The following is a 12,941-nucleotide window of genomic DNA, read 5'->3' as shown; positions in this document are numbered from 1 at the left end:
CAGAACAATCATCAGAACGCGACTCCCAGCGAGATATGCGGGCGGAACTGCTTTGCCTGGATGCCGTAGCCCACGTCGAGCTGCACCGGCCCCACCGGGCTGCGCCAGCGCGCGCCGATGCCCACGCCGTTGTAGAGCTTGACGCCCGTCAGGTTGTCGGTGGCCGTGCCCACGTCCCAGAAGATCGCGGCGCCCCAGTCATGCAGGAACCAGTACTGGTACTCCAGGCTCGCCGTGCCGAGGTACTTGGCCGGCAGCACGCTGGCGCCGTTGCGGGTACCGATCGACTGGTAGCCGTAGCCCCGGATCGAATCCGTGCCGCCCGCCCGAAAACGCAGCGAGGCGGGGATCTTGGTCACGTCGCCGTTGGTGATATCCGCGCCGAGCTCCAGCCTGGCCACCACCAGGTCGCGCTTGCCCACGGGCACATACTGGCGGATACGCCCGTACAGGCGGAAGAAGGTTTCGTCGCTCAGCATGTGCTTGGCGGCCACGCCCACCTGCGTGCTGATGACGTTGCCGCGGCGCGGGAACACCGGGTTGTCCACGTCGCGCCGCGTCCAGGCAAAGGCAGGCACCAGCGCCCGGCTGAGCTGGTTCGCCTCGCCGAAGGGCTGCAGGTTGTCGTAGTAATAGTCGAGCGAAATGGTGGTGTCGTACTTCTCGCGCGAGCGGGACCGTTTCAGGCCGGTGCGCAGGCTGGTCAGGTCGGTGCTTTCGAGGTCGATGGTGCGTTCGTAGCTGGCGTAGGCACTGTTGCGGTACGTCCTGCTGTCCGGCGGCATCGCGATCTCGCCGAATGCGTACTGGCGCTTTTGCTCGATGCGCGCTTGCGAGTCGAACACCCAGGCGCGGTTGAACAGGTTGTAGTACGAATATCTGCCTTCGACCTGGGCGCCGGTATCGGTGGTGTAGCCCACGCCGGACGACAGCCGATTGACGGGATACTCCCGCACCCTGACATACACCGGCACGGTGACCTTGTCGGCACTCATGTCAACCTTGGGCTCGGCGGCCCGGTCCGGACTGGTGTCGACAATCTTGCCGTCCTCCGTCGTCTCCTGCTCGCCAAGGTCGATCTGCACATTGGAGAAATACGGCTGGTTCTGGATCGCGCGCTGGAATTCCAGCAAACGCTCCACGCGGTACGGCTCGCCCTCATACAGCGGATTGACGTTGCGGATGATCTGCTCGGGATAGCGCCGCAGCCCACTGATCTTCAGCGGCCCCATGCTGTAGGCCGGGCCGCTGGCAAAGCGCGCGCTCAGGTCAGCCGCGTGCTCATCCGGCTCGATGCGGGCCTGCGAGCCGGTCAGGCGGGCGCCGTAGTAGGTGTTGCTCTGCAGCGCCACCAGGGCATCTTCCTTGGCCTTGTCCCAGTCCGCCTGGCGAAACGGCGCGGCTACCGGCAGGCCCCACTTGGCCCTGATTTCGGCGATCCGCTCCGGCGACTGGCTGGCGGCCGGGCCGCTCACGCTCAAGTCGACGGCGCGAATCACCGTGCGCGCGCCCAGCTCCACCGTGATGCGCACGGTGCGCTCGTCGCCGCTGCCGTCCACCTTGGTGGTGGTCTGCGGATCGAAATAGCCTTCGGTGGAAGTGAACTGGCGGACCTGCTCGCCCACGGTCTCGACCATATAGTTGAACTGGTCGGGCGAGATATCCTCGCGGGTGCGGTAGCGCGACAGGTCCAGGTGGTCCTGCAGGATTTCCTTGATCGGCTTGGGCGCGTCCACCTCGACTTTATAGGCGGCGGCAGCGGGCCCCGCGGATAGCGTCAGGGCCACCAGCAGCGGGTGCATCAGGCGGCGCAGCACGGCCGGCGCCACCGGCAGTCCGCCGGCAGGGGCGGCAAGGCCGGCGGGCATGGTGCACGGGTTCCCTGGGTCCATCCTCATCGATTGATGCACGTCACGCAAAGTCGATATTTGACCACACCCGCGCGGCCGGCCTGTCCGGCGCCGCCAAAAAGACCGCCACAAACGTCACTACAGCCGTCGCCGAAGGCGAGAGCACGGGATGAAAACGGCAGAATCGCGCGCAATCCCGTTGCCAGGCCCGCCGATACGGTAAAATCCCCGCTGTTTGTTAATTTCACCCTGTTTCCCGCCATGGCTGCCTACGAATCGGATATCACCCAGTTCCTGAAGTCGCTCAAGGACGAGCGCCCTTCCCTGGAAGCGGAGCAACGCCAGGGCCGCGCCCTGCTGTGGGACAAGAGCCCGATCAACCTCGAAGAACGTGCCCGTGCCGACGCCTCGCGCGTGGCGCAAAAGCCGTACGTCTACTCGCTGGACTAAAGCCCTTACCCGCCGCATCGCCCCACCCCCGAGCGAGCGCCCCTAGATGAACCAGAGCGAGCAGGACAAGCTGAAGCCGGCGATCGAGCTGCCGAGCGTGACGCCCGAGCAGGATTCCACGCCGGCCGCCGTCGACGGCATGGCGTTCGCACGCCTGTACGGCGAGCCCCTGTTCAAGCTGCCGCAGGACCTGTACATCCCGCCGGATGCGCTGGAAATCTTCCTGGAAGCGTTCGAGGGGCCGCTGGATCTGTTGCTTTACCTGATCCGCAAGCAGAACTTCAACGTCCTCGATATCCCGATGGCGCAAGTGACGCGTCAGTACCTCACGTATATCGAGCAGATCCGTAAGAGCAATCTTGAGCTGGCCGCCGAGTACCTGCTGATGGCCGCCATGCTGATCGAAATCAAGTCGCGGATGCTGCTGCCGGTGAAAAAGTCCGACAGCGACGACGAAGAAGAGGATCCGCGCGCCGAGCTGGTCCGCCGCCTGCTCGAATACGAGCAGATGAAGCTGGCGGCCATGCGTATCGACCAGGTGCCGCAGCTCGGGCGCGATTTCCTGCACTCGCAGGTCTACATCGAGCAGAGCATTGCGCCGCGCTTCCCCGATGTGGAAGTGGTGGACCTGCAGGCCGCCTGGGCCGACGTGATCAAGCGCGCCAGGCTCAACCAGCACCACAAGATCTCGCGCGAGGAATTGTCCGTTCGCGAGCACATGAGCCACATCCTGCGCCGCCTGCAGCATGCCCGCTTCATGGAGTTCAGCGAGCTCTTCGAAGACGCGGTGCGTTCCGGCAAGGGCGTGCCGGTGGTGGTGGTCAACTTCATCGCCATGCTCGAGCTATCGCGCGAAGCCCTGGTCGAGATCACCCAGGCCGAACCCTTCGCACCGATTTATGTGCGATTGGCGTACATTCCCAGCTAAGCCGCACCAATAGCGCCGCCCGCCTCGGGCCACATGCTCTACAATCCGCCGACAATCGGCGCCACCTAGAGCACCGGACCGGCCTCCCGGCGCACACCCGCGCCAGGGCATTCCTACCACGACCAGCACACCAACTTCATGAAAGTCATCTCCTCCATTCACGAGTTGCGGGACCAGTTGCGCGGGCAGAACCGGGCGGCGTTCGTGCCGACCATGGGCAACCTGCACGAAGGCCACCTGTCGCTGATGCGCCTGGCGCGCCAGCATGGTGACCCGGTGGTCGCGTCGATCTTCGTCAACCGGTTGCAGTTCGGCCCCAATGAGGATTTCGACAAGTACCCGCGCACGCTGCAGGACGACATCGAGAAGCTGCAGAAGGAAGGTGTCTATGTGCTGTTTGCGCCCACCGAGCGCGACATGTACCCGGAGCCGCAGGAATACCGCGTGGAGCCGCCGCACGACCTGGGCGACATCCTGGAAGGCGAGTTCCGCCCCGGCTTCTTCAAGGGCGTATGCACCGTAGTGATGAAGCTGCTGTCCTGCGCGCAGCCGCGCGTGGCCGTGTTCGGCAAGAAGGACTACCAGCAACTGATGATCGTGCGCCGCATGGTCCATCAGTTCGCGCTGCCGATCGACATCATCCCCGCCGAAACCGTGCGCGCTGAAGACGGCCTGGCCTTGTCCTCGCGCAACCGCTACCTGACGCCCGACGAGCGCACCGAAGCCCCGGTGCTCTACAAGACACTGCACGAAGTGCGCGACACCGTCCTGGCCGCCAACAGCGCCAGCGCGGACCTCGCCGCCATCGAAGCCAGCGCCAAGGCCGCCCTGCAAGCCCGCGGATGGCAACCCGACTACGTCGCCATCCGCAAGCGCGTGGACCTGCAAGCCCCCACCCGCGAAGAATATGTAGCCGGCGAACCGCTGGTCATCCTGACCGCGGCCAAGCTAGGCGCAACCCGGTTGATCGACAACCTGGAAATCTGACGAAATCGAGGCCTGGAAGCGGAAGCCCCCAGGCCTCGAACTGTCACCCATGTGATTGAACTCGGATGACAACCGTGCGATGACGCACGGCAACCGTTCGTCTTAGCCGTGTGACCCGCCCTGAAGGCGGGGAACACCCCAGCGCGATGCGAAGCGAGCCGTCAAGATGTGCCAAGGCCGTATGGGGCGAGGGGGTGTCGCCCCATCCGGCGCGCCTTCTTTGCCTACTTTCTTGGCAAGACAAGAAAGTAGGTCGCCGCCCCGCAGGGGTGGTGAAACTGCAGTTGAATTTGCAGTTAAGCCGTTGAATTTAAAGCTGATTCTGCAGCCACAGACAACCGGCAATCAAACCTCCACCGCTTCCTCCCGCACCACCTTAACGCCCTTAGCACCGCTAGCCCTCTCCATCGCCCGCACCACATGCCGCCGATGCCCCCGCCTACGTTTCCACCAGATCAACACCCCGGTAACAGCAAACATCAACGGCACCACCCCGAACACCGAAATAAACGCCCGCCCCACCCATCCGAACGCCTCCCCGGTATGCAGCGGATACATCCAGTTAAGAAAAGTATCCCCAGCCGGCGCTTCCATCGGATCGCGAACCCCGAGCCGCTTGCCCGTATGGGCATCCAGCCAGAGCCGCGTAGCCCCGCTGCCCTGGCGGACTTCACCCGGCTGCCGCAGCCGCACCTCAAACGGATCCCCCGCCTTGCGCGGAAAGCTGACCCGCGTCACCAGCGCCGCAGGATAGAGCGCCTGAGCCGTGCTCACGGCCTGCGCCAGGCCTAGCAGCGGCGTGCCCGCGGGCGCTGCCGCCGATGCCGGCTTGCCGGGCGGCGACACCGTCATCACGCTGGCCACGATCGGCGTCACCCACTTGGGCAAATCCAGGTACCAGCCGGAAAACGCCATCGTCGCCAGCACCGGCGCCGCAAAAATGCCAGCCGTACGATGCAGCGAGTAATTAAAACGCGACCACGAGCCGCCATGGCTGATGCGAAACGCATTGAGCACCGCGCGCGGCTTGAGCTTGGGCCACCACAGCACAACCCCACCGATCACCAGAATCAGCAACAGCATCCCGGTGATGCCCAGGATCGTCCGGCCCGTCTCGCCAGAGAGCAGGTAGTGGTGCACCTGGAACAAGGTGGGCAGCAGCAACGGGCGCGACAGGCCGGGCTCGCCCCAGACCCGCTCGCCCTTCACCGCCAATGTGACGGGATCGACCATCACCTGGCGCGAGCGCCCGGCGTTGGGCGTGCCCTTGAGCGGGTACCAGGCGATAAACACCTCATGCGGCGCGGACGGCAGCATCAGCAAGGTGGGGCGGCCATAGCGCGGGTCGGCCTGCAGCCGCTCGGCGACCGCCTGCACCGTGGCCGGCGCTACCGGCATGGGTACTTCGGCCGACGCCGTCAGCAGCGCCGGGTTCAGCAGGGCATCCAGCTCATCGCGCCAGGCGATGACGGTGCCGGTCAGGCCCAGCATGACAAAGAGCAGGCCCAGCCACAAGCCGAGATACAGGTGAATCTTGACGAAAACAACGCGCAGGCGGCCGGTGACCATGGGAGGCGGGGAGCAGATTTGGGGGTTGTGGGGATTGTGTTTTCGGACCCCATGCAGGCGTGAGATGAACGCATCACGCCGCCATAATGAGAATGCGAAAGATTCGCGATTCTAACAGGCAGGGCCTGCCAGTGCGTGACAGGCGCAAGACCATGGCGAGGCTTGCCGGGATTGCGGCAGAATGTGGATCGCGCCCATTGCCGGCCCCGAACGACTCCCTTGAAGATGACCCATTCCATCGAATTGCTACCTGCCGAGCCGCACGACGCCGCGCTGATTGCCGATCTGCACACGCAGAGTTGGCGCCATGCCTACAGTGGCCTGTTGCCGGCGGAATACCTGGAGCACGAAGTACCGGCCCAACGCGCACAAGCCTGGCAGGCTCGCCTGGTGGATGGCGCCGATGGCCCGGTGGAAGTCACGCTCGTGCGCGTGGACGGCACGCCCGCAGGCTTTGCCTGCCTGCAACCCGAGGCCGAGCCGCAATATGGCGTGTATCTGGACAATTTACATGTGATGCCGGGATGGCACGGGCTAGGGCTTGGCAAGCGCCTCTTCGCGCATTGCGCGCAGCGTGCCGCCGTTGGCTGGCCCGGGCAGCCCCTCTTTCTCTATGTGCTGGACGGCAACACCCAGGCGCGCGAGTTCTACCGGCGCCTGGACGGCGTGGAGAGCGAGGCGTTCGACGACCAGTTTCCCGGCGCCGATCTGATCGTGGCCGTGCGCCGGGTGAGCTGGCCGTCCGTGGATGCCCTGCTCAGGCGGCTGGGCGCCTGGCCAGCGCCGGCTGCTCCAGCCAGCCGATGATCGGCTGCCACTGCTCCCAGTCCCGCGCTACGCGTGACGGCGCCACATCCCACAGCGTCAGGCCGTGCGCGGCAAGCTGCACGTAGTTCTGGGTATCACGCAGAAAGCCCAGCACCGGCAGCCCCAGCCCCGCGACAAAGCGCTGCAGCTGCTCGGCCGCGCGGGTGCGCAGGTCGACCCGCATGCCGATCACGCCCACCTCCACCTCGCCGTGGCGCACGCGCTTGTCATCGGCGAGCCGGGTGAGGAAATCCTGGGTGGCGAGGATATCGAACAGGGACGGTTGCAGCGGCACCACCACGCGGTGCGCCAGTTTCATCACATCGTTGAAGCGCCAGCCATGCAGGCCGGCCGGGGTATCCAGCACCACATGGGTAGTGCCTTTGGGGGGGCGCGCGATCTGGTCGGCGCCGATGTCCCAGGTGCGGATGGCCGGAGCCGAGGCCGGGCGCAAACCCAGCCAGGCTCGCGAGGATTGCTGCCGGTCCGTGTCGCCCAGCATCACGGCGTGGCCGGCGCTGGCGAAGTAGCCCGCCAGGTTGGTGGCCAGCGTGGTCTTGCCTACGCCGCCTTTGGGATTGGCGATCACGACTACGGGCATGGTTGTCTCCGCAATGGCTTTCCATGGCAGCGCCGCCGGCAGGCGCGCCGCTCCGGGTTCCGCCATGGCCCTGCCGTTGGCCGCTGCCGGGCCCTGGCGGAGCGGGCCCGCCTGCGAGTTTAGCAGTTGGCGCGGCGGGCGGCCGAGCCTGCTTTGACACCCGCTTTGACACCCGCTATGACGCCTGCAGCGGCGCCAGCAAGGCATCCATGTCCAGGTGCGCGACGAGCGTATCGGCCAGGCGCTCCAGCGAGGCCTCGCGCAGCGCGGCCAGGTCGACGCCTTCTGCCCGCGCCAGCCCGGCCCAGCGCAGCAGTGCGCCGCAAGCCTGCGGCTGGTCGAACAGCCCGTGCACGTAGGAGGCCAGCACCTGCCCGTCCTCCGATTGCGCGCCGTCCGGGCGCTCGCCTTCCAGCCATAGCGCCGGGCGCGCCAGCGCTGGGCCTGTGGTCACGCCCATATGGATCTCGTAGCCTTGCACGGCGGCCTCGGTGGCCTCGGTGGCGCCATCCAGCGCCAGCCGGCCGCTCACCACGCGCAGCTGCTTGTGCGGCGCCAGCACGGTGTCGTAGTCGAGCAGGCCAAAACCTTCGCTGCTGCCGGGCTTGCCCTCGTTGCCTGCGGGGTCATCCACGCGCCGGCCCAGCATTTGCATGCCGCCGCAAATGCCGATGACCTTGCCGCCATAGCGCAGGTGCCGCAGCAAAGCTGGCTCCCAGCCATTGGCACGCAGGAAGGCCAGGTCGGCGCGCACGCTCTTGCTGCCCGGCAGCACGATCAGGTCCGCCGGCGGGATCGGCATGCCGGGGCCGATAAAGCGCAGGTCCACCTGTGGATGCGCGCGCAGCGCATCGAAATCCGTGTGATTGGAAATGCGCGGCAGCACCGGCACGATCACGCGCAGCAGTTCGCCCCGCTTGGCCGCCTGCGCGCCGATGATGGCGTCCTCGGCATCCAGGTGCAAGCCGTGCAGGTAGGGCAGCACGCCCAGCACGGGCTTGCCGGTGCGCGCCTCCAGCCAGTCCAGCCCGGGCTGCAGCAGCGCGATATCGCCGCGGAAGCGGTTGATGATGAAGCCCTTGATGCGCGCGCGCTCCGACGCCGACAAGCAGTCGAGCGTGCCCACCAGATGGGCGAACACACCGCCGCGGTCGATATCGGCCACCAGCACCACCGGGCAATCCACCGCTTCGGCAAACCCCATATTGGCGATGTCGCGCTCACGCAGGTTGATCTCCGCCGGGCTGCCGGCGCCTTCCACCATCACCACCTCGTAGGCGCTGGACAGGCGCTGGTGCGACGCCAGCACCGCCTGCATCGCCACCGGCTTGTAGGCGTGATAGGCCCGCGCGTCCAGATCCATCCGTGCCTGGCCGTGGATGATGATCTGAGCGCCCGTATCGCTGCTCGGCTTGAGCAGCACCGGGTTCATATCGGTGTGCGGCGCCAGCCCGGCGGCGGCGGCCTGCAAGGCCTGGGCGCGCCCGATCTCGCCACCGTCCGCGGTGACCGCGCTGTTGAGCGCCATGTTCTGCGGCTTGAACGGGACCACGCGCACGCCGGCGCGCGCCAGCACCCGGCACAGGCCCGCCACCAGCGTGCTCTTGCCCGCGTCGGAGGTGGTGCCCTGCACCATCAAGGTACCGCGCAAGCCACCCGGCAATGCCGCGCCAGCGGCTTCGGAGGAATTTTTTTGCATCGTGGGATTATCGCATCGGCGGCCCGCGGCGCTGCCCGGTGCGCGGGCCACTGCGGGCGTGCGATCCATGGATGCGCCCGCTACAATACCCGGATGACCCCGGCCAACGCTTCCGCCACCGCCACCGAGCCCGTGCGCGCATCCACCCATGCACCGGCCAGCGAACGCGCGCCCCAGGCTGCTGCCGCGCCGCACGCCGCTGCCGTCCCGGGCCGCGCGCGCCAGCTCACGCTGGTGCTGGGCGGCGCGCGCTCCGGCAAGAGCCACTTTGCCGAGCAGATGGCCGCCGACCATGCTGCTGCCACCGGCGGCCCCGTTACCTATATCGCTACCGCACGCCACGGCCAGGACAGCGCCGACGAAGAGATGGAGGTGCGCATCGCGCTGCACCGCGCGCGGCGCCCGGCCGAGTGGGGCCTGGTCGAAGCGCCGCTGCATCTGGCGGATGCGCTATATGCCCATGCCACCCACGATGGCTGCATCCTGGTCGACTGCGTCACGCTGTGGCTCAACAACCTGCTGTTCCTCGATGCGCGCAGTTATCCCGAGCACGGCCTGGTAACGCCACCGGCCGCCTTCACCGAGGAAATCGACGCGCTGCTGTCCGCGCTGCCCACCCTGCCCGGGCACGTGATCCTGGTCTCCAACGAGATCGGCTTCGGCGTGGTGCCGATGGGCGCCATCACCCGCTTCTATGTCGACGAACTGGGCCGCCTGAACCAGAAGCTGGCCGCCGCCGCGGACCGCGTGCGCCTGCTGGTGGCCGGCATCCCTGTCAGCGTGAAAGGCGCCGACCCGGCGTGATGCCCTCGCTGTCGTCACTGCCGTCGCTGTCTTCGTGGTGGCCGTTTCCCCTGTTCAGCTGGCAAGCCTGCGTGGCCGCGGCGGTAGCCGGCGTCTTGCTGGACCAATGGCTGGGCGAGCCGCGCCGCTGGCATCCGCTGGTTGGCTTCGGCCGCCTTGCGGCAGCGCTTGAGCGCCGCCTGAACCGCGGCCAGGCCGGCGCGCCGCTGCGCCAGCGGCTCACCGGCCTGGCCGCCTGGGCGCTGATGGTGCTGGTGCCGGCCGCGCTGGCCGCCCTGCTGGTACATGTTGCCGCGCAGTTCAGCGCGGCGCTGGCGTGGCTGCTGCAAGCGCTGGCACTCTACGCGGCACTGGGCGCGCGCAGCCTGGCCCAGCATATTGCGCCGATCGCCACCGCGCTCACGCAGGGCAATCTCGCCGATGCGCGCCAGCTCACGGCACGCATCGTCTCGCGCGACACCACCGACGCGGATACCGAAGCGCTGGCCCGCGCCGCCTGCGAATCGGCGCTGGAGAATGGCAACGACGCCATCTTCGGCGCCTTGTTCTGGTTCCTGGTCGGCGGCGCGCCCGCCGTAATCGCCTATCGCCTGGCCAACACACTCGATGCGATGTGGGGCTACCGCACGCCGCGCCTGCTGTATTTCGGCTGGGCGGCTGCGCGGCTTGACGATGTGCTCAACCTGGCGCCCGCCCGCCTGACCGCGCTCTCGTACGCGCTGCTCGGGCGCACTGCCCAGGCGCTGCGCTGCTGGCGCGCGCAGGCACCGGCATGGTCCAGCCCCAATGCGGGCCCGGTCATGGCGGCCGGCGCCGGCGCCGTCGGCGTGGCGCTGGGCGGCCCCGCCCGCTATCACGGCGAATGGGAAGAGCGCCCGCCGCTAGGCATGGGCCACGCGCCCGGCGCGGCCGATGTGCATGCCTGCCTGCGCCTTGTTCAACGCACACTGTGGCTGTGGCTGGCCGCTTCCGGCGCCAGCGCCGCTCTCCTCCACTACGGCTTAGCATGAGTACTCCGATCCGCCACGGCGGCGACCTGCTCGCCGCCGAGCGCCGCCATGGCCGTCCGGTCGAAGACTGGCTCGACCTATCCACCGGCATCAACCCGGACGGCTATCCCGTGCCAGCCCTGCCCGCCGACGCGTGGCTGCGGCTGCCGCAAGATGACGACGGCCTGGCCGAACTGGCCGCGCAGGCCTACGGCGCGCCGCGCGCGCTGCCGGTGGCCGGCTCGCAGGCCGCCATCCGCACGCTGCCGCAACTGCTCAGGCCCGGGCGCGTCGGTGTGGCGGCGCAGGGATACAGCGAATACGCTCCCGCCTTCGCACGCGCGGGGCATGAGGTTGTGCCGCTCGCGGAGACGGATTTCGCCCGCGCGGACCTGGCCGCGCAGCTCGATCACCTCGTGGTGGTGAACCCGAACAACCCAACCGGGCGCACGCTCGCGCAAGCCACGCTGCGGGCATGGCACGCGGATCTCGCCGCACGTGGCGGCACGCTGCTGCTCGACGAAGCCTTCATGGATTGCACACCCGAGCGCTCGCTGGCCGCGCTGGCGGATCGCCCCGGCATGGTGGTGCTGCGCTCGCTGGGCAAGTTCTACGGCCTGGCCGGCGTGCGCTGCGGCTTTGTGCTGGCCGAGCCCACGCTGCTGGCAGCGCTGGCCGAGCACCTCGGCCACTGGACCGTGGCCGGCCCGGCGCGTGCGGTGGCGCGCCTGGCCCTGGCCGACCGCGCCTGGCAAGCCGCCACGCGCGACCGTTTGCAGCAGGCCGGCATCCGGCTCGCGACACTGCTGCGCAAGCACGGCCTGACGCCCGTGGGCCGCCCCTTGTTCAGCTGGGTGCCGCATGCCGATGCCGCGCGCCTGCACGAAGCGCTCGCGCGGCAAGGCGTGTGGACGCGGCTGTTCGACGCACCGCCGGGCATCCCTGGCGCGTTGCCAAGCCTGCGCCTGGGTTTGCCACCAGCGCAGGAGCCAGCATGGCAACGGCTCGATGCGGCACTGGCCCAAGCCCTTGCAACAACGCGCTCCGACACAAGCACCCTATCCAGCTAACGCCCGATGCCCCCTACCTCGATCACTACCCGTGCCCTGCTGGTCCTCGCCACACTGCTGGGCGGCGGCCTTTGCAGCCACGCCGGCGCCGCCGTATCCGTGGTCGATGACGCCGGCCAGACCGTCACGCTGGACCAGCCCGCGCGCCGCGTGATCTCGCTCGCGCCGCACGTCACTGAAATGCTCTACGCCGCCGGCGGCGGCTCGCGCATCGTCGGCACCGTAAGCTACAGCGACTACCCGCCACAGGCCCGCGACATCCCCCGGGTCGGCGACAACAAGGCGCTGGATCTCGAACGCATCGCCGCGCTCAAGCCCGACCTGATCGTGGTGTGGCGCCACGGCAATGCACAGAAACAAACCGACCGCCTGCGCGCGCTCGGCCTGCCGCTGTTCTACAGCGAGCCGCGCAAGCTCGAAGGCATCCCCAGCAATATCGAAAGAATGGGCGTGCTGCTCGGCACCGAGCCCACCGCCAACAGCGCTGCCACCAGCTTCCGCCAGCAGATCGACAAGCTGCGCCAGACCTATGCGGCGCGTGCGCCGGTGACGGTGTTCTACCAGGTATGGCAACAACCGCTGATGACGCTCAGCGGCCAGCACCTGATCAGCGACGTGCTCGCGCTATGCGGCGGCCGCAACCTGTTCGCCAACGAAGCACTGCTGGTGCCGACGGTCTCGGTGGAATCCGTGGTAGCCGGCAACCCGGAAGTCATGATGACCGCCAGCATGGGCGCAACCCGCTCCGACCGGCCGCTGCCGGACTTCGCCATGTGGGAACGCTGGAAACAGGTAACCGCCGTGGCGCGTGGCAACCTCTACGCCATCGACGGCGACCTGGTCAACCGGGCCGGACCACGCATCGCCCAAGGCGCGGAAGTCGTGTGCAAGGATCTGGACAACGCAAGGCGCAAACGGCCAGCGCAGTAGGAGCGAGACAGTGGGTCAGGTCTGACATCTCGTACTTGACGAGCGCCCGCCCTCTCCCCCGGCCCCTCTCCCACAAGTGGGAGAGGGGAGCCAACCAGCGCAAGATCAACCAACTGTGGTAGCCGTGATTCCCGCCCGAAGGGGCGGGAATCACCCACGGCGATGCGCAGCGAGCCGTGGAGGTGTGCCAAGGCCGTATGGGGCGCCTCGGGATTCGGCGAAAAGAGCGGAAACGAGGGACCCATGTCTGAGTATCG

General features: G+C 67.7%; 12 protein-coding genes. 8 read left to right on the top strand and 4 right to left on the bottom strand.

All coding sequences use genetic code 11. The annotated features are described in order from the left end of the window. Window positions 1-11: 11 nt before the first annotated feature. Window positions 12-1,868 (bottom strand): autotransporter assembly complex protein TamA, encoded by a 1,857-nt coding sequence (locus AC1RQC_RS38340; RefSeq protein ID WP_492831556.1) that lies wholly within the window; start codon window positions 1,866-1,868, stop codon window positions 12-14. Window positions 1,869-2,111: 243 nt separating this feature from the next. On the opposite strand from AC1RQC_RS38340, the gene AC1RQC_RS38335 reads away from it, so the two are divergent. From AC1RQC_RS38335 to panC, 3 genes are all read left to right on the top strand, one after another. Then, complete coding sequence (locus tag AC1RQC_RS38335; protein ID WP_006160566.1) at window positions 2,112-2,300, top strand: DUF3460 family protein; 189 nt, start codon at window positions 2,112-2,114, stop codon at window positions 2,298-2,300. A gap of 46 nt (window positions 2,301-2,346) precedes the next feature. Beyond that, window positions 2,347-3,228 (top strand): segregation and condensation protein A, encoded by an 882-nt coding sequence (locus tag AC1RQC_RS38330; RefSeq protein ID WP_174422669.1) that lies wholly within the window; start codon window positions 2,347-2,349, stop codon window positions 3,226-3,228. 138 nt (window positions 3,229-3,366) lie between these two features. Then, window positions 3,367-4,215, top strand: a complete 849-nt coding sequence (panC, locus tag AC1RQC_RS38325) for a pantoate--beta-alanine ligase (protein ID WP_492374967.1) — start codon at window positions 3,367-3,369, stop codon at window positions 4,213-4,215. 345 nt (window positions 4,216-4,560) lie between these two features. Here the strand turns inward: panC and AC1RQC_RS38320 are convergent, their stop codons facing one another. Then, complete coding sequence (locus AC1RQC_RS38320) at window positions 4,561-5,784, bottom strand: PepSY-associated TM helix domain-containing protein (RefSeq protein ID WP_492886594.1); 1,224 nt, start codon at window positions 5,782-5,784, stop codon at window positions 4,561-4,563. A gap of 225 nt (window positions 5,785-6,009) precedes the next feature. Here AC1RQC_RS38320 and AC1RQC_RS38315 point away from each other — a divergent pair, with 225 nt between their 5' ends. Further along, window positions 6,010-6,591, top strand: coding sequence for a GNAT family N-acetyltransferase (locus AC1RQC_RS38315; protein WP_492886592.1), 582 nt, complete (start codon window positions 6,010-6,012; stop codon window positions 6,589-6,591). Here the strand turns inward: AC1RQC_RS38315 and AC1RQC_RS38310 are convergent. Then, on the bottom strand, window positions 6,542-7,192 hold the full coding sequence (locus AC1RQC_RS38310; RefSeq protein ID WP_492886591.1) for a nucleotide-binding protein: 651 nt from the start codon (window positions 7,190-7,192) through the stop codon (window positions 6,542-6,544). The genes AC1RQC_RS38315 and AC1RQC_RS38310 overlap by 50 nt on opposite strands. 175 nt (window positions 7,193-7,367) lie before the next feature. Next, complete coding sequence (locus AC1RQC_RS38305) at window positions 7,368-8,828, bottom strand: cobyric acid synthase (RefSeq protein ID WP_492886614.1); 1,461 nt, start codon at window positions 8,826-8,828, stop codon at window positions 7,368-7,370. A 156-nt stretch (window positions 8,829-8,984) separates the two neighbouring features. Between AC1RQC_RS38305 and cobU the strand changes: the two genes are divergently transcribed. Genes cobU through AC1RQC_RS38285 form a run of 4 tightly spaced genes read left to right on the top strand, consistent with a single transcriptional unit; the run spans window position 8,985 to window position 12,684 of the window. Continuing rightward, on the top strand, window positions 8,985-9,695 hold the full coding sequence (gene cobU / locus AC1RQC_RS38300; RefSeq protein WP_492375204.1) for a bifunctional adenosylcobinamide kinase/adenosylcobinamide-phosphate guanylyltransferase: 711 nt from the start codon (window positions 8,985-8,987) through the stop codon (window positions 9,693-9,695). Beyond that, the gene (gene cbiB, locus AC1RQC_RS38295; RefSeq protein WP_492886612.1) at window positions 9,695-10,705 is read left to right on the top strand and encodes an adenosylcobinamide-phosphate synthase CbiB; all 1,011 of its coding nucleotides are present in this window, start codon (window positions 9,695-9,697) and stop codon (window positions 10,703-10,705) included. The genes cobU and cbiB overlap by 1 nt, the downstream gene beginning before the upstream one ends. Then, entirely contained in the window at window positions 10,702-11,754 is a 1,053-nt protein-coding gene (gene cobD, locus AC1RQC_RS38290) for a threonine-phosphate decarboxylase CobD (protein WP_492886590.1), read from the top strand. Before cbiB ends, cobD begins: the two co-directional genes overlap by 4 nt. A 6-nt stretch (window positions 11,755-11,760) precedes the next feature. Continuing rightward, window positions 11,761-12,684 (top strand): cobalamin-binding protein, encoded by a 924-nt coding sequence (locus tag AC1RQC_RS38285; protein ID WP_492375201.1) that lies wholly within the window; start codon window positions 11,761-11,763, stop codon window positions 12,682-12,684. Window positions 12,685-12,941: the final 257 nt, after the last annotated feature.

Source organism: Cupriavidus sp. GW822-FHT03E04, assembly GCF_058801495.1.
This window is presented reverse-complemented; position numbering and strand designations above follow the sequence as displayed.